Origin of the sequence: Paraburkholderia sp. J63 (assembly GCF_905220245.1) — a bacterium.
Lineage (GTDB): Bacteria > Pseudomonadota > Gammaproteobacteria > Burkholderiales > Burkholderiaceae > Paraburkholderia.
In genome coordinates this window covers 349,301-368,786 of record NZ_CAJMZF010000002.1, presented here as the reverse complement: position 1 = coordinate 368,786, position 19,486 = coordinate 349,301, and the positions used below count along the sequence as shown (strand labels likewise).

19 protein-coding genes are annotated in these 19,486 nt (G+C 64.7%); 12 read left to right on the top strand and 7 right to left on the bottom strand.

Going from position 1 to position 19,486, the window contains the following annotated elements; all coding sequences use genetic code 11:
• Window positions 1–24 precede the first annotated feature (24 nt).
• The 4 genes from U5775_RS03995 (at window position 25) to nadC (ending at window position 5,142) form a co-directional block, all read left to right on the top strand.
• On the top strand, window positions 25–1,344 hold the full coding sequence (locus U5775_RS03995; RefSeq protein WP_322056809.1) for a mechanosensitive ion channel family protein: 1,320 nt from the start codon (window positions 25–27) through the stop codon (window positions 1,342–1,344).
• Between the two features lie 311 nt (window positions 1,345–1,655).
• Window positions 1,656–2,852, top strand: a complete 1,197-nt coding sequence (locus U5775_RS03990) for an acyl-CoA desaturase (protein ID WP_322056808.1) — start codon at window positions 1,656–1,658, stop codon at window positions 2,850–2,852.
• 245 nt (window positions 2,853–3,097) lie between these two features.
• Window positions 3,098–4,228, top strand: coding sequence for a quinolinate synthase NadA (gene nadA, locus U5775_RS03985; RefSeq protein WP_322056807.1), 1,131 nt, complete (start codon window positions 3,098–3,100; stop codon window positions 4,226–4,228).
• Window positions 4,228–5,142: a carboxylating nicotinate-nucleotide diphosphorylase gene (gene nadC, locus U5775_RS03980; protein ID WP_322056806.1), complete on the top strand. Its 915-nt coding sequence runs from the start codon at window positions 4,228–4,230 to the stop codon at window positions 5,140–5,142. The genes nadA and nadC overlap by 1 nt, the downstream gene beginning before the upstream one ends.
• A gap of 122 nt (window positions 5,143–5,264) precedes the next feature.
• On the opposite strand, the gene nadB is transcribed toward nadC, so the two are convergent.
• The 4 genes from nadB to radC all read right to left on the bottom strand — a co-directional run bounded on the left by nadB (window position 5,265) and on the right by radC (window position 8,590).
• A complete protein-coding gene (nadB, locus tag U5775_RS03975) occupies window positions 5,265–6,866 on the bottom strand; it encodes an L-aspartate oxidase (protein WP_322056805.1) in 1,602 nt (533 codons plus the stop codon).
• A gap of 214 nt (window positions 6,867–7,080) precedes the next feature.
• Window positions 7,081–7,248, bottom strand: a complete 168-nt coding sequence (rpmG, locus tag U5775_RS03970; protein ID WP_027817504.1) for a 50S ribosomal protein L33 — start codon at window positions 7,246–7,248, stop codon at window positions 7,081–7,083.
• Between the two features lie 10 nt (window positions 7,249–7,258).
• Entirely contained in the window at window positions 7,259–7,492 is a 234-nt protein-coding gene (rpmB, locus tag U5775_RS03965; RefSeq protein ID WP_027794135.1) for a 50S ribosomal protein L28, read from the bottom strand.
• Between the two features lie 300 nt (window positions 7,493–7,792).
• Window positions 7,793–8,590 (bottom strand): RadC family protein, encoded by a 798-nt coding sequence (gene radC, locus U5775_RS03960; RefSeq protein WP_322056804.1) that lies wholly within the window; start codon window positions 8,588–8,590, stop codon window positions 7,793–7,795.
• Between the two features lie 171 nt (window positions 8,591–8,761).
• Between radC and U5775_RS03955 the strand changes: the two genes are divergently transcribed.
• The 7 genes from U5775_RS03955 (at window position 8,762) to U5775_RS03925 (ending at window position 15,128) form a co-directional block, all read left to right on the top strand.
• A complete protein-coding gene (locus U5775_RS03955; protein ID WP_322056803.1) occupies window positions 8,762–9,217 on the top strand; it encodes a peptidylprolyl isomerase in 456 nt (151 codons plus the stop codon).
• Between the two features lie 5 nt (window positions 9,218–9,222).
• Entirely contained in the window at window positions 9,223–10,182 is a 960-nt protein-coding gene (ispH, locus tag U5775_RS03950; protein ID WP_322056802.1) for a 4-hydroxy-3-methylbut-2-enyl diphosphate reductase, read from the top strand.
• Window positions 10,183–10,750: 568 nt separating this feature from the next.
• Window positions 10,751–11,272: a hypothetical protein gene (locus tag U5775_RS03945; protein WP_322056801.1), complete on the top strand. Its 522-nt coding sequence runs from the start codon at window positions 10,751–10,753 to the stop codon at window positions 11,270–11,272.
• A 211-nt stretch (window positions 11,273–11,483) separates the two neighbouring features.
• Window positions 11,484–12,434, top strand: coding sequence for a branched-chain amino acid ABC transporter permease (locus U5775_RS03940; protein ID WP_322056800.1), 951 nt, complete (start codon window positions 11,484–11,486; stop codon window positions 12,432–12,434).
• Window positions 12,435–12,450: 16 nt separating this feature from the next.
• A complete protein-coding gene (locus tag U5775_RS03935; protein ID WP_322056799.1) occupies window positions 12,451–13,620 on the top strand; it encodes an ABC transporter permease subunit in 1,170 nt (389 codons plus the stop codon).
• 15 nt (window positions 13,621–13,635) lie between these two features.
• Window positions 13,636–14,412: an ABC transporter ATP-binding protein gene (locus U5775_RS03930; RefSeq protein ID WP_322056798.1), complete on the top strand. Its 777-nt coding sequence runs from the start codon at window positions 13,636–13,638 to the stop codon at window positions 14,410–14,412.
• Window positions 14,412–15,128 carry an ABC transporter ATP-binding protein gene (locus tag U5775_RS03925; protein ID WP_322056797.1) on the top strand — a complete coding sequence of 239 codons (717 nt, stop codon included), beginning with the start codon at window positions 14,412–14,414 and terminating at the stop codon, window positions 15,126–15,128. Before U5775_RS03930 ends, U5775_RS03925 begins: the two co-directional genes overlap by 1 nt.
• A 125-nt stretch (window positions 15,129–15,253) precedes the next feature.
• Here the strand turns inward: U5775_RS03925 and U5775_RS03920 are convergent, their stop codons facing one another.
• The 3 genes from U5775_RS03920 to U5775_RS03910 all read right to left on the bottom strand — a co-directional run bounded on the left by U5775_RS03920 (window position 15,254) and on the right by U5775_RS03910 (window position 18,314).
• Window positions 15,254–15,739, bottom strand: coding sequence for a GNAT family acetyltransferase (locus tag U5775_RS03920; protein WP_322056796.1), 486 nt, complete (start codon window positions 15,737–15,739; stop codon window positions 15,254–15,256).
• A gap of 27 nt (window positions 15,740–15,766) precedes the next feature.
• Window positions 15,767–16,951 (bottom strand): acetylornithine transaminase, encoded by a 1,185-nt coding sequence (locus tag U5775_RS03915; RefSeq protein ID WP_322056795.1) that lies wholly within the window; start codon window positions 16,949–16,951, stop codon window positions 15,767–15,769.
• 331 nt (window positions 16,952–17,282) lie between these two features.
• Window positions 17,283–18,314 (bottom strand): CDP-6-deoxy-delta-3,4-glucoseen reductase, encoded by a 1,032-nt coding sequence (locus U5775_RS03910; RefSeq protein ID WP_322056794.1) that lies wholly within the window; start codon window positions 18,312–18,314, stop codon window positions 17,283–17,285.
• A gap of 83 nt (window positions 18,315–18,397) precedes the next feature.
• Between U5775_RS03910 and U5775_RS03905 the strand changes: the two genes are divergently transcribed.
• Window positions 18,398–19,474 (top strand): NAD-dependent epimerase/dehydratase family protein, encoded by a 1,077-nt coding sequence (locus U5775_RS03905; RefSeq protein WP_322056793.1) that lies wholly within the window; start codon window positions 18,398–18,400, stop codon window positions 19,472–19,474.
• Window positions 19,475–19,486: the final 12 nt, after the last annotated feature.

Sequence of the window (19,486 nt, the reverse complement as noted above, 5' to 3'; positions counted from 1 at the left end):
TCACTCGCATCGTTGCCGCCTCGCATGAACGGTAGCCTTTCGTCGCTGATCCACCGCGCCGTTTCCCTCTTCGTCCTGCCGCAGACACGCTGGCAGCTCCTGATCCTCGCAGGACTGCTCGTCGTGGCCTGGATGCTGGCTTTGCTGGCGCGGCGCGCGATCGGGCGGCGTCTGGAGCAACTGCGCATTGGGCGCCGCTTTGGGGTGGAAAGCCTTTACCGGGCCATTTTCTGGCTCTGCGGCGCCGGGCTGATCTGGCCGGTCCGCAATATCGCCCGGCCATTCATCCCGACGGCGCTGCTCGATCTCGCGCTGGTTCCCGTAGTCGGCATCGGCCTGATCTACCTCGCGTTCTTCCTCTTGCGGCGCGTGTTCGGCCGCGACAAGCGCACGCACAGGCTGCTCGCGGTGAGCGAAGGCATCACGACCATCGTCGTGTGGATCGGCGTGGTGCTGCGGGGCCTGGGCCTCGACGACGACGTTCTGCGCTGGTCGGCCAGCGTCCAGTTCGCCATCGGCCAGGCGCGCTTCACGTTGCTGGCCGTTGTTCAGGCCGTGCTCTCCGTGAGTGTGATGCTGATTCTGGCCCTGTGGCTCGCCATCGCCTTCGAGGACCGCATCATGCGTTCGCCGAAGCTCGATGCCAATCTGAAGGTATTTTCGGTTCGCATCGGGCGCGGCGCATTCGTGCTGACGGCGGTCGTGATGAGCCTCTCGATGGTCGGCATCGACCTGACTGTGCTGGGCATGTTCAGCGGAGCGCTCGGCGTGGGCCTCGGTTTCGGGCTGCAGAAGATCGCCAGCAACTATGTCTCCGGCTTCATCGTGCTCGCCGACCGGTCGTTGCGTATTGGCGACACTATTAGCGTGGGCGGTATTCAGGGCCGGGTCACGCAGATCCGCCGCCGTTACACGGTCGTGCGCAGCCTCGACGGCATCGAGACGCTGATACCCAACGAAAAATTGATCACCGACGTCGTACAGAACCATTCGTCCTACCTGACGCGCGGCTACGCGAAGCTGTCCGTCAAAGTGGCCTACACCTCGGATATCGAACTGGCGCTGCAATTGCTCGCGCGCGCCGCGCAAGGCGTCAGGCGGGTTTGCGCCGACCCCGTGCCTACGTCCTATCTGGTCGAGTTCGGCAGCGACGGCGCGCAGCTGGAACTGGCGTTCTGGATCGAGGATGCGGCAATCGGCACGACCGGCGTGCGCTCGGACGTGAATCGCAACGTGTGGAGGCTATTCGGCGAGCACGGGATCGCCATTCCGCCGCCGCAGCGCGACGTGCGGCTCGTCGGCAAAGAGGTGTCCGCTTCAGAACGGGGTGCGATGGCGATTTGAGGCCGCTTGGGTCGACTTAAGGCCACGTTAAGCCGTAGCTGCCATTCTGATACCGTATGGCATCGCGATTGCGCTGAAAGGCGAGATGGGGCCGGAAGGCACAGAAAAAGTGTGACCGGGGTGTGGCAAACCGCCCCAAAGTTCGATCCAGAGATTGACTCCGCCGCCATTAGGGAAAAAAATCTCTATTTGTTACAAACACTTGGAACGGTTCTAGTAGAATGCCGTCCAACCCCTCCTGGTCGCTTTCATTTTCTTGACATTGGCGCGGGGCCGAAAGGCCGGTGCGCTTCGTTTCACGGGTACATACCTTGTTGAATTCCTTGCTTGATTTCCTTGCCCACGGGATGCTGCATTTCTCGTGGTGGCAGATCCTGTTGTTCGTGGCCGTGGTTACCCACATCACGATCATCGGCGTGACGGTGTATCTGCACCGCTGCCAGGCGCACCGCGCGCTCGATCTGCACCCCGTCGCCAGCCACTTCTTCCGTTTCTGGCTGTGGATGACCACAGGCATGCTCACGGGCCAGTGGGCGGCCATCCATCGCAAGCACCACGCCAAGTGCGAGACCGAGGAAGATCCGCACAGCCCGCAAACGCGCGGCATCTGGAAGGTGCTGCTCGAAGGCGCCGAGCTCTATCGCGCCGAAGCAAAGAACGAAGAGACGCTGCGCCGCTTCAGCCACGGCACGCCCAACGACTGGATGGAGCGCAACGTCTACACGCGCTTCCCGATCCTCGGCGTGAGCATCATGATGGTCATCGACGTCGCGCTGTTCGGCGTGGTCGGTCTGTCCGTCTGGGCCGTGCAGATGGCGTGGATCCCGTTCTGGGCCGCCGGCGTCGTGAACGGCCTCGGCCACTTCTGGGGCTATCGCAACTTCAATTCGGCGGATGCGAGCACGAACCTCATCCCGTTCGGCATCATCATCGGCGGCGAGGAACTGCATAACAACCACCACACCTTCGCTACTTCGGCGAAGCTCTCGAACAAGTGGTACGAGTTCGACATCGGCTGGATGTATATCCGCCTGATGCAGGCCGTTGGTCTCGCGAAGGTCAAGAAGGTTGCGCCCACGCCGCGTCTCACCAAGGGCAAGCTCGTGCCCGACCACGAGACGCTCCAGGCCGTGCTCTCGAATCGCTACGAAGTGATGGCGCGCTACGCGAAGACCGTGAAGCAGGCGTATCGCCAGGAACTCGCGCATCTGAAGGAAGTGGGCGAGCGCGAGAAGTACAAGGTCATGCGCGGCGCGCGCAACTGGTTCGACAAGGAAGAAGCCAGCCTGAACGAGCCGCAGAAGCGCCAGTTGCCGCAGATCTTCGCGAACAGCCAGAAGCTGAAAACCTACATCGAGCTGCGCAACGAACTCGCGGCCATCTGGGAGCGTTCGAGCGCCTCGCGCGAACAACTGCTCACGCAGCTCCAGGATTGGTGCCACCGCGCCGAGCAAAGCGGCATCAAGGCGCTCCAGGAATTCGCGTCGCGTCTGCGTCGCTACGCCTGATTCTTCGCCGATTCTCTGGATTGGCAGATTCACGGCGGCCCATGCGGCCTGCGTGAGTCTCGAAAAAATCCATTAGAATTCAGGTACGTCACAAAACCCCGCGCTGGCGGGGTTTTTCTTTTGGGGCCGCGGAAAAGCCGGTGTCATGCACCGATCTGGAGCCGTGGCGATCGGTAGGGCTTGCAACTAGTGCATGGGGCCAGAGTAAGGAGCGTTGCTCCCACTTTGCGCCGACAGAGGAGATCATGAGTCAGGCAATCAGGAAGGTCGAATACGACCGGCCGCAGGGTGCCGTCTGCAGCGTTGGGCAGGCGTGGGCGAAGGTGCCCGACGCGCTGTCCACGGCAGAGCGCGTTGCATTGAAAGAGCGCATTCGCGCGTTGCTCAAGCGCGAAAAGGCGGTGCTCGTCGCGCACTATTATGTCGATCCTGAATTGCAGGAGCTGGCGGACGAAACCGGCGGCTGCGTTGCCGATTCGCTCGAGATGGCGCGCTTCGGCCGCGATCACGAAGCGCAGACGCTCGTCGTGGCGGGCGTGCGCTTCATGGGCGAAACGGCGAAGATCCTGAGCCCGGACAAGCGCATCCTGATGCCGGACCTCGACGCGACCTGCTCGCTCGATCTCGGCTGCCCCGTCGACGAATTCTCCGCGTTCTGCGACGCGCATCCCGATCGCACCGTGGTGGTCTACGCGAACACCAGCGCCGCCGTGAAGGCGCGCGCGGACTGGATGGTGACGTCCTCGATCGGTCTCGAGATCGTTGCCGATCTCCATGCGAAGGGCGAGAAGATTCTCTGGGCGCCGGATCGCCATCTGGGCAACTATATCCAGAAGAAGACCGGCGCCGACATGCTGATGTGGCAGGGCTCGTGCCTCGTGCACGACGAGTTCAAGGGCATCGAGCTCGATCTGCTGCGCGCCGGGTATCCCGACGCCAAGGTGCTCGTGCATCCGGAGTCGCCCGAAGCCGTGGTCGCGCTGGCGGACGTGGTCGGCTCGACCACGCAGTTGATCGACGCCGCGGTGAAGCTCGACGCGCAGCGCTTCATCGTCGCCACCGATCTCGGCATCCTGCACAAGATGCGGCTTGCGGCGCCGGGCAAGACCTTCATCGAGGCGCCCACTGCCGGCAACAGCGCGACCTGCAAGAGCTGCGCGCACTGCCCGTGGATGGCCATGAACGGCCTCACGAATCTCGTCGACGTGCTCGAACGCGGCCACAACGAAATTTTCGTCGATGCCGCGATTGGCGAGCGGGCGCGTCTGCCGATCGACCGCATGCTCGCGTTCGCGGCCGAGCACAAGCGCCGCGTGCAGGCGAGCGGCGACCTCGCGCGCGACACCGCGCTGTTCGCGCAGGTGGGGGCGGCGTAATGACCAATCTGAACGAAGGCGCGCGCGAGTTGCGCGCCGCGGACGCCGTCGCGCCCGTGCTCGACGAAGTGCGCGCGCAGTACGGCGCGGCGTTCGACGCCGCCATCGCGCGCAATGTGGCGGATGCGCTCGAGGAAGACGTCGGGCCCGTCGACCAGACGGGGCGCCTCGTGAGCGCGGACGAAGTGCGCGACGCGCGCATCATCGTGCGCGAGGACGCGGTGCTGTGCGGCGTGCTGTGGTTCGACGGCGTGGTGAAGCAGGTCGATCCGCGTATCGAGGTGCGTTGGCACTATCGCGAGGGCGAGCGCATGGCGGCGGACACCATCGTGTGTTCGCTGCGAGGTCCGGCGCGCTCGCTCCTCACGGCCGAGCGCAACGCGATGAATTTCCTGCAATTGCTCTCGGGCGTGGCGAGCGTGACGCGCCGCTATGTCGACATGATCGCGCACACGCAGACGCGCATTCTCGACACGCGCAAGACGCTGCCGGGCCTGCGCCTCGCGCAGAAGTACGCGGTGCGCGTGGGCGGCGGCGCCAACCAGCGTCTCGCGCTTTACGACGGCATCCTGATCAAGGAGAACCACATCGCGGCGGCGGGCGGGGTCGGGGCGGCGATGGACGCGGCGATCGCCCTGAATGCGGGCGTGCCGATCCAGATCGAAGTCGAGACGCTCGAACAGCTCGATGCGGCGCTGGAACACGGCGCGAAATCGGTGCTGCTCGACAACTTCTCGTTCGAGATGATGCGCGAGGCGGTCAAGCGCACGGCGGGGCGCGCGGTGCTCGAAGTCTCGGGCGGCGTGAACACCGATACGGTGCGCACGATTGCCGAAACGGGCGTGGACCGCGTCTCGATCGGTGCGCTGACGAAGGACGTGCGGGCGACCGACTACTCGATGCGGATCGTCTGAGCGCGCTGCGTTTCTGGCAGCCGGATGAACAAGGACAAAGGCCGCCTCGGCGAGAGGCGGCCTTTGTCTTTTCGTTGGGCCGATGGCGGCGGGGCGCCCGCGAGCGCCTTCGGCCCGTCGCGTTACAACAAGGTGCGATTGCGCACGCGCTCCGGCGCAAGCACGCTCGGCAGCGCCTTGGGCAGCGTGCCCGGCCAGTCGCGGCTGTAGTGCAGGCCGCGACTCTCGCGGCGCGAGCGCGCGCTCTCGACGATCAGCGACGCCACGTCGACCAGATTGCGCAGCTCCAGCAGATCGCGTGACACGCGGAAGTTCGCGTAGTACTCGAGGATCTCGTCGCGCAGCAGCGCGATGCGGTGCTGGGCGCGCTCGAGGCGCTTGTCCGTGCGCACGATGCCCACGTAGTTCCACATGAGGCGGCGCAGCTCGTCCCAGTTGTGGGCGACCACGACTTCCTCGTCGGAGTCTGAGACGCGGCTTTCGTCCCAGTCGGGCAGCGGCGCGTGCGCGCCCGCGCCGAAGCCTTCGGCCTCGATCGCCTCGGCAGCGGAACGGCCGATCACGAGGCATTCGAGCAGCGAGTTGCTGGCGAGGCGGTTCGCGCCGTGCAGGCCCGTGTACGAAGTCTCGCCGACGGCGTAGAGCCCCGCGAGGTCGGTGCGGCCGGCGAGGTCGGTGACGACGCCGCCGCAGGTGTAGTGCGCGGCGGGCACGACGGGGATCGGCTCCTTCGTGATGTCGATGCCGAACTCGCGGCAGCGCGCGAGGATCGTCGGGAAGTGCTCCTCGAGGAACGCGGCCGGCTGATGGCTGATGTCGAGATGCACGCAGTCGATGCCGTGCTTCTTGATCTCGAAGTCGATTGCGCGCGCGACGATGTCGCGCGGCGCGAGTTCCGCGCGCGCGTCGTGCGCGGGCATGAAGCGCGTGCCGTCGGGCAGGCGCAGCACGCCGCCTTCGCCGCGCACGGCTTCGGAAATCAGGAAGGACTTCGCGTGCGGATGGAACAGGCAAGTGGGGTGGAACTGGATGAACTCCATGTTCGCCACGCGGCAGCCCGCGCGCCAGGCCATGGCGATGCCGTCTCCGGTGGCCGTGTCGGGGTTGGTCGTGTAGAGATAGACCTTGCCCGCGCCGCCCGTGGCCAGCACCGTGTGCGGCGCCTGGATCGTCACCGTGCGGTCATTCTGCAGATCGAGCGCGTAGAGGCCATGGCAGCGGCGGCCCGGCAGGCCGAGACGGTCTGAGGTAATGACGTCGATCGCCTGATGATCTTCGAGGATCGTGATGTTCGGATGCTGGCGGGCGCGTTCGAGCAGCGTCTGCACGACGGCGTGGCCGGTGGCGTCGGCGGCGTGGATGATGCGCCGGTGGCTGTGGCCGCCCTCGCGCGTGAGATGGAAGCCGAGCTCGGCGGCGGCGTCCTTCGTGAACGGCACGTCCTGGCCGATCAGCCATTCGATGGCCTCGCGGCCGTGCTCGACGATATAGCGCGTGGCCGCCTCGTCGCACAGGCCGCCGCCGGCGACGAGCGTGTCGTCCACATGGTTTTCCACGCTGTCGGCCGAATCGAGCACCGCGGCGATGCCGCCCTGCGCGCGGTCGCTCGCGCCCTCGGTCATCGCGCGCTTGGCGATCAGCACGACGCGGCGCGTGTCCGCGAGATTCAGTGCGACGCTCAGTCCCGCCAGCCCGCTGCCGACGATCGCTACATCGAAATTCATGGTCCTGCCTCTCCGTCTCTCTTGTTCTGCTGCTTCGTGCTACCTGAAGCCGTCCTGCGCCGCCTTTCGAAGGGGGCGTGCGTGCAGGCGGCGGGCGAAGCGGGAAGCATACTCCGAGGGGGAGGGGACGAAAAGACGCACTTTCGGCGCAAAAAGAAAAACCCCGCCGAAAGGCGGGGTTTTCCTGTCTTCGTCTGGCTCGAAACCGGATCAATTACTTGATCTTGGTTTCCTTGTACTCGACGTGCTTGCGAACCACCGGGTCGAACTTCTTGATCGACATTTTTTCCGGCATGTTGCGCTTGTTCTTCGTGGTCGTGTAGAAGTGACCCGTGCCTGCGGTCGACTCGAGCTTGATCTTGTCGCGGATGCCCTTGGCCATGATTTACTCCTTACAGTTCGCCGCGTGCGCGCAGATCTGCGAGCACGGAATCGATGCCGTTCTTGTCGATCAGGCGCAGGCCTGCGTTCGAGATGCGCAGACGCACCCAACGGTTTTCGCTTTCAACCCAGAATCGGCGGTTTTGCAGATTCGGGAGGAAACGACGCTTGGTCTTGTTGTTCGCGTGGGAAACGTTGTTGCCGCTCATCGGCGCTTTCCCAGTGACTTGGCATACGCGTGCCATGAGAGCACTCCTACGTATTCTGAGTTCGAGAGCCGCTTAAGTTTCCCAGGCGAGAAATGGCCGGACCAAGAGCGCGCTCACGTATGGATGAGAGACAACCTCGAACCCAGGCCATATTTCCCCTGGATGCCTTGACGGGCTTCGGAACAGGGTTGGAAATAGGCAAACAACGATTGTAGCAGGAAAAGGCCAGGGAAATCAAACCCGATTTGCGAATGGCGTGGTGACGGCGAGCCGCGGCGCGCCCTGCAAAAATGGGTTTCGATACCAATGACAAAACCGACGCGCAAAGCCGACGCATCAGTCGAGGCCATGACGAGCAAACGAAAACGTCTCCTGCGTGCCGATGATCAGATGGTCCACGAGCTGCACTTCCACGAGCGCGAGCGTGTCGCGCAACACCCGCGTGAGGCGCCGGTCGCTCGCGCTCGGCTGGACCGCGCCGGACGGATGGTTGTGCGCGACGATCAGGCTTGCCGCATTGAGCATCAGCGCGCGCCGCACGATTTCGCGCGGATACACGGCCATGCGCGTGAGCGAGCCGCGCGTGCTTTCCTCGGTGCGGATCAGCCGGTGCCGCACGTCCAGAAAGAGACACACGAAGACTTCATAGCCGCGCCCGCCGATCAGCAGACGAAGATAGTCTTCGACCGCGCCGGGCGAGTCGATCAGCGGCCGGTCTTCCAGTTGCTCGGCGAGCGCGCGCCGGGCGAGCTCAAGCACGGCGACGAGCGTCGACGCCTTGGCCGGCCCGATGCCGCGCAGGTCCTCGAACTCCTCGCGCTGCGCGTCGAGCATGGCGCGCAGCGAGCCGAAGTGCCCGAGCAGCGAGCGGGCAACGTCGAACACGTCATGGCCCCGCAGTCCCGAGCCAAGCAGGAGCGCGACCAGTTCGAGGTCGGAGAGCGCGGCCGGCCCCGCTTCGCGCAGGCGCTCGCGCGGCATGGTGCGACGCCGCGCCTCGCTACGCTCGCGACCCGCGCCCGGGACGAGCGCGGCTGCGTGCCCGGCGTCGCGCGCGAGGACGACGGGCGGCGCGCCCGCCTCGAGCGCGGCGCCAGGGTGCGAGAGCGGCTTGCTGCAGGCGATTTCGAACATTCGATCTCCTCGCGCCGGGCGGGGCGCTCGCCATGCGCGCGACCGCCGTCCGGCAACTATGTGGCTTACAATAGGGCTTTTCCGACCGCGCGAAGGCGGCCGGACCGGCCCCCTGAGGGCGCCTCTCGCGCGCACGCGCTGCGCTCGCACCCAGACGAAAACGAGTACCGCATGAGCATCATCGACATCTCCGAGGTGAAACCCGGTTCCCACGTCACGCTGAACTACCGGCTTTCGCTTGCCGATGGCACCGAGATCGTCAATACGTTTGTCGACCGCCCCGCCACGCTTCTGCTGGGCGCCGGGCAGCTTTCGCCGCCGCTGGAGAACATTCTGCTGGGTCTGAAAGTGGGGCACCACTCCACCTTTCAGCTAGAACCCGGTGTTGCTTTCGGCCAGCGCAATCCCGATCTGATCCAGCGCGTGTCGCTCAAGACGCTGCGCGAGAACGCCATGATCGGCGAGTCGTTCAATCCGGGCGACCTCATCGAATTCAACGCGCCCGACGGCAACCGTTATGCCGGCGTGCTCAAGGAGGTGAGCGAAACCTCCGCGCTGTTCGATTTCAACCATCCGCTCGCAGGCCAGGCGGTTGCGTTCGAAGTGCAAATCATCGGAATCCTCTAAAGCCCATGACCACGGACACGTCCCTTCTCGCCGAAGCCGAAATCCTGCTCGCCCAGCCGCGCGGGTTTTGCGCCGGCGTCGACCGCGCCATCGAGATCGTCGAGCGGGCCATCCAGCTCCACGGCGCGCCCATCTACGTGCGTCACGAGATCGTTCATAACGCCTACGTCGTCGAAGACCTGCGCAAGAAAGGGGCGATCTTCATCGAGCAACTCGATGAAGTGCCGTCAGGCAACACCGTCATCTTCAGTGCGCACGGCGTGTCCAAGGCCGTGCGCGCCGATGCCGAGGCGCGCGGCCTGCGCGTCTACGACGCGACCTGTCCGCTCGTGACCAAGGTGCACGTCGAAGTGGCGAAGATGCGCGACGAAGGTCTCGACATCGTGATGATCGGCCACAAGGGGCATCCGGAAGTCGAAGGCACGATGGGCCAGGTGCGCGAGGGCATGTATCTGGTCGAAGATACTGCCGACGTGGCCGCGCTCGAGTTGCGCGATCCGCAGCGCGTGGCGTTCGTCACGCAAACCACGCTGTCCGTGGACGACGCCGCCGAGATCATCGCCGCGCTCAAGACGCGCTTTCCCGCGATTCGCGAGCCCAAGAAGCAGGACATCTGCTACGCGACCCAGAACCGCCAGGACGCGGTCAAGTTCATGGCGCCGCAATGCGACATCGTGATCGTGGTGGGCAGCCCGAACAGCTCGAACTCGAACCGCCTGCGCGAAGTGGCCGAAAAGCGCGGCATCCCCGCCTATATGGTGGATGCGCCCGACCAGATCGATCCGCTCTGGCTCGAAGGCAAGCGCCGTATTGGCCTGACGGCCGGCGCGTCGGCGCCCGAGGCGCTCGCACAGAAAATCATCCAGCGTCTGCACGAGCTTGGCGTGCGCAATGTGCGCGCGCTCGAGGGTATCGAAGAGAGCATCGCGTTCCCGCTGCCGCGCGGTCTTGGGCAGCCGGCCTGAACGTCCGGCTTCGCCTGCGGTTCCCCAATCAAGCGCGCCAACGGCGCGCTTTTTTCATGGCCGGCGAAAACGGCCGCGCATCCCGTGCGCCGTTAAATAGGGCGATATCGTGCGAAACGTGAGGTAAACCACGTTGCCATAGCCTCGTCTTATTAGTGTTTTCGCTAGAGGGCGGGGTCGAATTTCATATTGTGACCCCTATTTTTAGGGGATTCACCTGCTCCCAGCTCTCCGAGCACCGACTCGGTGCTAAATCTCAGTATTCACTTAAATGCGCAGAACAGGGCGTGCGATGCCCGCCCGATAAGGCATCGCGCCATGCCGAAACAACACTTGATGCGAATGGTGCAGAATTTTGGTGCAACTGGTGCACGGAAATATGGCGCAACCACGGTGCAACCGGAATCGTCTTCTTATTTCAAAAAGTGGTTGCAATGCAGGAAAACCCTGTCGGTTCAACAATATTGCCTGCCGCATAATTGGCGTTACAATGCGCGCGTTCTGGGGGGCGAACGTACTTGCGAGGCCCTACAGACAAGCATTTCGGAAGGCGCAGGAGACCTGATTAATGCAAGTCGAGTTTGCTTTTGCCGCGTCTTCGGCGGCTGCGGTTGCAACGCACCCAGTGTGGTTCGTCCGCAGCGCCGAAACGGGCATGAGCGCAACATCGATGATCGTTGCGCTCCCGGAGGAAACCGATATGCGTTCCGGACACAGCCACGGCTGGGCGCACCTCAATGAGGCGCGCTTGACGCAAGTGGGGGCCGCAAGGCCCGCCGGAACCCCTATCGCCGCTGCCGCCATGAAAATTGGCATGCATGTTGCATATGCAGGCGGCGGCACGGAAGCGGTTTTCGTGGCGGACCCAAAGATTCTGGCCGATGTTGCCGTAAACGGTAGCGCGGCAGGAACACAAGGTCCGTCTGCCGGCTGCTCCGAAGCCGTGCACGGCCATGCGGTGTCGTTCGACGCCGCTGGCCGTGGCGAGGCCAAGGGCAGCCCGAAAAAGGGAGTCATGACGTATGACGTACGCGAGGCAGGCCGCGAGGCCCGTGGCGCATGCGTCGTCGCGAATGTGACAGGTAGTTGAACCCGACGGCACCGAACCATCCGACGGTGCCGTTTTTGCATCCGCTTCCGGCGAGCCTGCAGCTGCAACACAGCGGCAATGCGAACCGGACGTGGCCAACCTTTACCGGTCTTTTTCTTCAGTACCCGAGAGTGTCGTTGCGGTTCCGTAAAACATCGCCCACCGGCCGATGACGAGCGCGAATCCGGTCGCACGGGCAAAGGAGCATTAAATGGATATTTTCATCCAGCAGATCCTGAACGGGCTGGTGCTTGGCAGCATCTACGCCATCATCGCGCTGGGCTACACGATGGTGTACGGGATTCTGGGCATCATCAATTTCGCGCACGGCGACGTGCTCATGGTCGGCGCGATGGTTGCGCTTTCCGCGATCAACGTGCTGCAGAATCATTTCCCCGGTCTCGGGAACATCCCCACGCTGTGCATCGCGCTCGTGATAGCGGCGATTGTCTGCGCCTTGGTCGGGTACACGATCGAAAAAGTCGCGTACCGGCCGTTGCGGCGCGCGCCACGGCTTGCCCCGCTCATCACCGCCATTGGCGTGTCGATCCTGCTCGAAACGCTCGCGATGATGATCTGGTCGCGTAACCCGCTGGCCTTCCCGCAGCTGATCTCGACCGATCCGATCAACGTGATCAAGGCGACCGACACGAGCGTCGGCGCCGTGATCTCGCCCACGGAAATCGTCATCATCGCCGTGGCATTCATCGTGATGGCGGGCCTCTTGCTGCTCGTGCACAAGACCAAGCTCGGCCGCGCGATGCGCGCGATCGCCGAGAACCCGAACGTCGCGAGCCTGATGGGCGTGAATCCGAACTTCGTGATTTCGGCCACCTTCATGATCGGCTCGGCGCTGGCGGCTCTGGCCGGTGTGATGATCGCCTCCGAATACGGCAACGCGCACTTCTACATGGGCTTCATCCCCGGCATGAAGGCGTTCACGGCGGCGGTGCTGGGCGGTATCGGCAACCTGGGCGGCGCGATGGTGGGCGGCGTGCTGCTCGGCCTGATCGAGCAGCTTGGTGCGGGCTACATCGGCAACCTCACCGGCGGGGTGTTCGGCAGTAACTATCAGGACGTGTTTGCATTCATCGTGCTGATCATCGTGCTCGTGTTCCGTCCGTCGGGGCTGCTGGGCGAACGTGTCGCGGACCGCGCATAAGAGAGGGGAGCACAACATGACTTCCATTCAACCGATCGAGCCGTCGACGACGCTCATCCCCGAGAAAAACACTACCAAGACCCTCACGGTCGGGATCGTGACGGCCATCGTCGTGGCCGCGCTGCCCTTCGTGGTCGGCGCCACGGGCGGCAACTACTGGGTGCGCGTGCTGGACTTCGCGATGCTCTACGTGATGCTCGCGCTGGGCCTGAACGTGGTGGTGGGCTTCGCCGGCCTGCTCGACCTGGGCTACATCGCGTTCTATGCGGTGGGCGCCTATGTTGCCGCGCTGCTGACCTCGCCGCACCTCACGACCCAGTTCGAGTGGATCGCGCACATGTTCCCGAACGGCATGCATACGCCGTACTGGATCGTAGTGCCGTGTGCGATGGGGCTTGCGGCGCTCGCGGGCGTGCTGCTCGGTGCGCCGACGCTGCGTCTGCGTGGCGACTACCTCGCGATCGTGACGCTGGGCTTCGGGGAAATCGTCCGGATCTTCATGAACAACCTCGACCGTCCGGTGAACATCACCAACGGGCCGCAGGGCATCACGGGCGTGGCGCCGCTGCACGTCGCGGGCATGGACCTCTCGCAGCCGCATACGATCTTCGGCTTCACGTTCACGTCGGTGTACTGCTACTACTACGTGTTCGTGATCTGCGCGCTGTTCGTGATCTGGGTGTGTACGCGTCTGCAGCATTCGCGCATCGGCCGTGCATGGGCCGCGATCCGCGAAGACGAAATCGCCGCCAAGGCCATGGGCATCAACACCCGTAACGTGAAGCTGCTCGCGTTCGCGATGGGCGCCTCGTTCGGCGGCCTCTCGGGCGCGATGTTCGGTGCGTTCCAGGGCTTCGTCTCGCCGGAATCGTTCACGTTCTGGGAATCGGTCGTGGTGCTGGCCTGCGTGGTGCTCGGCGGCATGGGCCACATTCCGGGCGTGATTCTCGGCGCGGTGCTGCTGTCGATCTTCCCCGAGTTCCTGCGCTCGACCATGGGCCCGCTGCAGCACGCGCTGTTCGGCCACCAGATCGTTGATACCGAAGTCATTCGACAACTGCTCTACGGTCTCGCCATGGTCGTCATCATGCTCTATCGCTCGGAAGGCCTCTGGCCCGCGGCGAAGCACGAAGACAAGATCGCGAAGATCGCGAAACGCACGAGCAAGAAGCCGGTGCGCGCGTAAGGGGAGATAGAGAATATGAGCAACGAACAAATCCGCCTCTCCGTGAAGGGCGTGAACAAGCGCTTCGGCGGCCTGCAGGCGCTCTCCGATGTGGGCCTGCAAATCGAGGCCGGCACGATTTACGGCCTGATCGGCCCGAACGGCGCCGGCAAGACCACGTTCTTCAACGTGATTACCGGTCTCTACACGCCCGATTCGGGCGAGTTCCGGCTCGACGGCCAGACCTATACGCCGACCGCCGTGTACCAGGTCGCGAAGGCGGGCATCGCGCGCACCTTCCAGAACATCCGCCTGTTCGGCGGCATGACGGCGCTCGAAAACGTGATGGTGGGCCGTCACGTGCGCACGAAGCACGGCCTGCTGGGCGCCGTGTTCCAGACGCCCTCGGAGCGCAAGGAAGAGCGCGAGATCAAGGAGCGCGCGATCGAACTGCTCGAGTACGTGGGCATCGCGCAGTACGCCGACTACACCTCGCGCAATCTCTCGTACGGCCACCAGCGCCGTCTGGAAATCGCGCGCGCGCTCGCGACCGATCCGAAGCTGCTCGCGCTCGATGAGCCGGCTGCGGGCATGAACGCGACCGAGAAGGTCGAACTCACGCGCCTGCTCGACAAGATCCGCGCCGATGGCAAGACCATCCTGCTGATCGAGCACGACGTGAAACTGGTGATGGGCCTGTGCAACCGCATGACAGTGCTCGACTATGGGAAGGTGATTGCCGAGGGCCTGCCGCACGACGTGCAGAAGAACCCGAAGGTGATCGAGGCATATCTGGGCGCGGGGGTTCACTGATGGCTACGCCGGTTCTGAAAATCAAGGGTCTGCAGGTCAATTACGGCGGCATTCAGGCTGTGAAGGGCGTGGATATGGAGGTCGCGCAGGGCGAGCTCGTCACGCTGATCGGCGCGAACGGCGCGGGCAAGACCACGACCATGAAGGCCATCACGGGCCTGAAGCCGTACTCGGCGGGCGACATCGAGTACATGGGCAAGTCGATCAAGGGCGTGCCGGCGCATGAACTGCTCAAGCAGGGCCTCGCGATGGTGCCGGAAGGGCGCGGGATCTTTGCGCGCATGTCGATCATCGAAAACATGCAGATGGGCGCCTACCTGCGCAACGACCGGGATGGCATCCAGAAGGACGTCGACCGCATGTTCGGCTTCTTCCCGCGCCTGAAGGAGCGCGCGTCGCAGCTCGCGGGCACGCTCTCGGGCGGCGAACAGCAGATGCTGGCGATGGCGCGCGCGATCATCAGCAAGCCTAAGCTTCTGTTGCTCGATGAACCTTCGATGGGTCTCTCGCCGATCATGGTGGAGAAGATCTTCGAGGTGGTGCGCACGATCTCGGGCGAGGGCATCACGGTGCTGCTGGTGGAGCAGAATGCACGGCTCGCGCTGCAGGCGGCGAACCGCGGCTACGTGATGGACTCCGGTCTCGTGACGATGGAAGGCGACGCGAAGCAGATGCTCGACGATCCCAAGGTGCGCGCGGCGTATCTGGGCGAGTGAGCCTCGGCGGTTCTTGCGACCGCGGGACAGACGCTGAAAAACGAAAGCCGCATGGACTGCGAAGTCCATGCGGCTTTTTTCATGGCGTGGCGAATGGCGCGGGCGGGGCGCCCGTTCGTCAGTCGTTATGCACTTGCTTCGGGCTCCTGCATACTGAGCCGTTTGCCGAGGCTCACGACCGCATCGGCGCGATAGCCGAGCGCATCGTAGAACGCGAGCACGTCGGGCTTGCTGCTGAGCACCTGGAGATTGAGCTTCGGACATCCCCTCGCGGCCAGCGCACTTTCCGCATGGTGCACGAGCCGTGTGCCGATGCCGAGGCGCCGCGCGTCCTGGGCCACGGCGAGCGAGTAGAGCCAGCCGCGATGACCGTCGTAACCGGCCATCACCGTGCCGACGACCGCGCCGCTTTCGTCATCGTCATCCGCGTTGCTCTCGTCGCGCACGGCCACGAAGAACAATTCGGGCTGCGTACCAAGCTTGTTCGCGATCGACAGACGCGGATCGCGATGCGGGCGGCCCGCGTCCCGGTATTCAGGGAACGCGTCCAGCCACAACGCGAGCACGGCGTCGGTATCGGCCACGGCGAAGGTGCGGATCGAAATGGACACAAAGCGCCTCGTACCTGGGTTGCGTGCTTAGAGCGAATCGAGCACCGTGCGCAGCATCGCCATCATCTGGTCGATCTCTTCGTTCGTCACGTTGAGCGCGGGCATGAAGCGCAGCAGGTTCGGGCGTGCCGCGTTGAGCAGCAGGCCGTCGGGCTGCATGAGGCGCGCCTTCTCGACGATCTCCGGGCCGATGTCCTTGCCGAGCAGCAGCGCGCGCAGCAGCCCTTCGCCGCGCTCGCCCTGGAAGCCGCGCTCCGCCGACAGCTCCAGCAGCTTTTCGCGCAGATACTGGCCGCGCGCGCGCACGCCTTCGAGGAAGCCAGGCGCCACCAGTTGCGAGATCACCGAATAGCCCGCGGCCGTCATCAGCGGATTGCCGTTGTAGGTGCCGCCCTGATCGCCCGCTTCGAACACGGCGATTTCCTTCTTCGCGAGCAGCGCCGCGAGCGGCACGCCGCCGCCGATGCCCTTGCCGAGCGTCATGATGTCGGGCTCGATGCCCGAGAGCTCGTAGGCGAACAGGGTGCCTGCGCGGCCGCAGCCGCTCTGCACTTCATCGACGATCAGCAGGATGCCGTGCTTCTTCGTGAGCGCGCGCAGTTGCTCCATGAATTCGCGTGTGGCGGGGATCACGCCGCCTTCGCCCTGGATCGGCTCGAGCATCACGGCGACGGTCTTGCTCGTGATGAGCTTCTCGACAGAGGCGATATCGTTCAAGTCCGCCTTCGGGAAGCCCGGCACTTGCGGCGCGTAGATCGTGTCCCAGCCCGGCTTGCCGCTCGCCGACATCGTCGCGAGCGTGCGGCCGTGGAAGCTGTGGTCGAACGTGATGATCTCGTAGGCGCCGTCGCGGAACTTCCTGCCCCACTTGCGCGCGAGCTTGATCGCGCCTTCGTTGGCTTCCGCGCCGCTGTTGGCGAAGAACACCTTGTCGAAGCAGCTGTGCTCGGTGAGCAGGCCCGCGAGCTTCGCCATCGGCTCGTTATAGAACGCCGGCGACGGGTTGATGAGCAGGCGCGCCTGCTTTTCCATCGCCTCGATCATGCCTTCGTTGCAGTGTCCGAGGCTGTTGACGGCCCAGCCCTGGATGAAGTCCAGATATCGCTTGCCTTCGTTGTCGTACAGCCACGACCCCTTGCCATGCGTGAAAACGATTTCGGGCCGGTTGGTGATGTACATCAGCGACTCGATCGGGTACTCGGAAAAATTCATGGCAACGGGCTCCGCGCGGGGATTGCAACAAGGGTTGGAAAGAAGCCGTCAAAACCGGCAGACAAACAAAAAGCCACGGACTGGCCGTGGCTTTCGTGATTCGAACTACATGTGCGTTGGGGGTTCAACCCCCGTGCAACGCGCGTTCTCGAACTAAGCCAGGCCCTGGAGATGGGGCAAGCGGCGACGTCGGAGAGCGGACAGGATGCGGTTCATGGGCGCAAGAATACGATAAGCGCGGCGGCGCTGTAAACCGTCAATGTGCCGTTTTGCTTCGATCGGCGGAAGAATTTTTCGTGACGGCCGGCGCGCGCGCCGGCCCCTGCGCCGCTCAGACGGGGTTCGCGAGATCCGCGGCGCTCGTGAACGAGTCCGCGTAAAACTCGTCTTCGGGCAGGCCATGATGCTGCGAGAAGTCGCGCTGCGCCGATTCCACCATCACCGGCGCGCCGCACGCATAGACCTGGTAGCCCGAGAGATCGGGCAGGTCCTCGATCACGGCGCGGTGCACGAAGCCCGTGCGGCCGGTCCAGTTGTCGCCGGCGGCCGGCTCGGAGAGCACCGGCACGAAGCGGAAGTTCGGGACGTCCTTCGCCCACTGCCCGGCGAGATCGAGAAGGTACAGGTCCTTCTTCTGGCGCGCGCCCCAGTAAAGCGTCATCGGGCGGTTCAGGTTCTTGTGGACCGCATGCTCGACGATCGCCTTGAGCGGCGCGAAGCCGGTGCCCGAGGCGAGCAGCACGATGGGCTTGTCCGAATCCTCGCGCAGGAAGAAGGTGCCGAGCGGCGCCTCGAAGCGCAGGATGTCGCGCTCCTTCATCTGCGAAAAGACGTGGTCGGTGAACTTGCCGCCCGGCATGTGGCGGATGTGCAGCTCGAGCGGGCCTTCCTCGTGCGGCGCGGTGGCCATCGAGTAGCTGCGGCGCGTGCCGTCCTTGAGGATGAACTCGAGGTACTGGCCCGCGAGGTACTGCAGGCGCTCATTGGCGGGCAGTTGCAGCTTGAGGACGATGACGTCGTCGGCGCGGCGCTCGATCGCGGCGATGCGGGTGGGCAGCTTGCGCACCTGCATGTCGCCGACGCCGGCCACTTCGCGGATGTCGATTTCGAGGTCGGTCTGCGCCGTCGCGCAGCAGAAGAGGGCCATGCCGCGCGTCTTCTCGTCGTTCGAGAGCGCCGACGCGGCGTGTGCGCGCTGCTCGACCTCGCCGCTGCAGACCGTGCCTTTGCACGAGCCGCATGCGCCGTTCTTGCAGCCGTACGGCAGGCCGATGCCCTGGCGCAGGGCCGCATTGAGGATGGGTTCGTCGGGTTCGACCTGAAACTGCCGGCCACTTTGCTTGAGCGTTACGTTGAAGACCATATTCGAGAAAGCAAGTCAGTAATCTGTAATCCCGGGGGTTAAGCCAGGTTGTGTCTGGTGCCGACGGCTAAAATGGGTCCACCATGATTGCCACACGAACCTTGCGCCGCGCGCGCATTCTCATTGTCGGCTGCGGCGACGTCGGCCTGCGCTGCGTCGCCCAGTTACAGGCGCGGCGCGGCCGGCCGCGCATCTTCGCGCTCACGCGCCGCCCGGAACAGACTGGGGCGCTGCGCGCCGCGGGCGCGGTGCCGGTCGCTGGCGACCTGGACGTGCGTGCGCGGCTGAAGCGCCTCGCCGGCCTCGCGAGCGTCGTGCTGCACCTCGCGCCGCCTGCCGCCCAGGACGGCGACGACGATTTGCGCACGCGCAGGCTGATTGCGGCGCTCAAAACACGTCGGCGTTCAGCGGCGCGGCCTGTCCAGAACGGGGCGTCGAGCCGCGCGGCCAGAGGCGCGTTGACACGTGCGCCAATGCTTGCATTACCGTCGATATCGGCGCGTACATCGGGTCCGAAAGCGCTCTCTATTGTACCCGAGCGCATCTGCCGTGCCGCCCGCGCACACCCGGTGCGCATGACGCTCGTCTACGCGAGCACCACGGGCGTCTATGGGGATTGCGGCGGCGCGCGCATCGACGAAACCCGTCCAACGCGTCCCGCCAACGCGCGCGCGAAACGGCGCGTGGCCGCCGAACGGCAGCTGCGGCGCGCCACGGCGCGCGGCGCGCTCAAGGCGACCATCGCCCGCATCCCCGGCATCTACGCCGCCAGCCGCTTGCCGCTCGCGCGGCTGGAGAAGCGTACGCCGGCGCTCGCCGGGCCCGACGACGTCTACACGAGCCACATCCACGCCGACGATCTCGCGGCGATCCTGCTGCGCCTCGCCACGCACGGGCGCCCGGCGCGCGTCATTCACGCCAGCGACGACAGCGAACTGAAGATGGGAGAGTATTTCGACCGCGTGGCGGACGCATTCGGACTTGCGCGCGCGCCGCGCATCGGCCGCATGCAGGCCGAGCGCGAACTCGCCCCGACGCTGCTGTCGTTCATGCGGGAATCTCGCCGGCTCGCGAACGTGCGGCTCAAGCGCGAATTGCGCGTGCGCCTGCGCTATCCCGACGTCGATGCCTTTTTGCGCACGCTGCCGCCGCGCCCGTGAGCCCGGGCGGGC

Excerpts from the sequence above, each read along its gene's own strand:
- U5775_RS03995 (WP_322056809.1), top strand. The coding sequence starts at position 25 with ATGAACGGTAGCCTTTCGTCGCTGATCCACCGCGCCGTTTCCCTCTTC.
- nadA (WP_322056807.1), top strand. The coding sequence starts at position 3,098 with ATGAGTCAGGCAATCAGGAAGGTCGAATACGACCGGCCGCAGGGTGCC.
- nadC (WP_322056806.1), top strand. The coding sequence starts at position 4,228 with ATGACCAATCTGAACGAAGGCGCGCGCGAGTTGCGCGCCGCGGACGCC.
- nadB (WP_322056805.1), bottom strand. The coding sequence starts at position 6,866 with ATGAATTTCGATGTAGCGATCGTCGGCAGCGGGCTGGCGGGACTGAGC.
- rpmG (WP_027817504.1), bottom strand. The coding sequence starts at position 7,248 with ATGGCCAAGGGCATCCGCGACAAGATCAAGCTCGAGTCGACCGCAGGC.
- rpmB (WP_027794135.1), bottom strand. The coding sequence starts at position 7,492 with ATGGCACGCGTATGCCAAGTCACTGGGAAAGCGCCGATGAGCGGCAAC.
- radC (WP_322056804.1), bottom strand. The coding sequence starts at position 8,590 with ATGTTCGAAATCGCCTGCAGCAAGCCGCTCTCGCACCCTGGCGCCGCG.
- U5775_RS03955 (WP_322056803.1), top strand. The coding sequence starts at position 8,762 with ATGAGCATCATCGACATCTCCGAGGTGAAACCCGGTTCCCACGTCACG.
- ispH (WP_322056802.1), top strand. The coding sequence starts at position 9,223 with ATGACCACGGACACGTCCCTTCTCGCCGAAGCCGAAATCCTGCTCGCC.
- U5775_RS03945 (WP_322056801.1), top strand. The coding sequence starts at position 10,751 with ATGCAAGTCGAGTTTGCTTTTGCCGCGTCTTCGGCGGCTGCGGTTGCA.
- U5775_RS03940 (WP_322056800.1), top strand. The coding sequence starts at position 11,484 with ATGGATATTTTCATCCAGCAGATCCTGAACGGGCTGGTGCTTGGCAGC.
- U5775_RS03935 (WP_322056799.1), top strand. The coding sequence starts at position 12,451 with ATGACTTCCATTCAACCGATCGAGCCGTCGACGACGCTCATCCCCGAG.
- U5775_RS03930 (WP_322056798.1), top strand. The coding sequence starts at position 13,636 with ATGAGCAACGAACAAATCCGCCTCTCCGTGAAGGGCGTGAACAAGCGC.
- U5775_RS03925 (WP_322056797.1), top strand. The coding sequence starts at position 14,412 with ATGGCTACGCCGGTTCTGAAAATCAAGGGTCTGCAGGTCAATTACGGC.
- U5775_RS03915 (WP_322056795.1), bottom strand. The coding sequence starts at position 16,951 with ATGAATTTTTCCGAGTACCCGATCGAGTCGCTGATGTACATCACCAAC.
- U5775_RS03910 (WP_322056794.1), bottom strand. The coding sequence starts at position 18,314 with ATGGTCTTCAACGTAACGCTCAAGCAAAGTGGCCGGCAGTTTCAGGTC.
- U5775_RS03905 (WP_322056793.1), top strand. The coding sequence starts at position 18,398 with ATGATTGCCACACGAACCTTGCGCCGCGCGCGCATTCTCATTGTCGGC.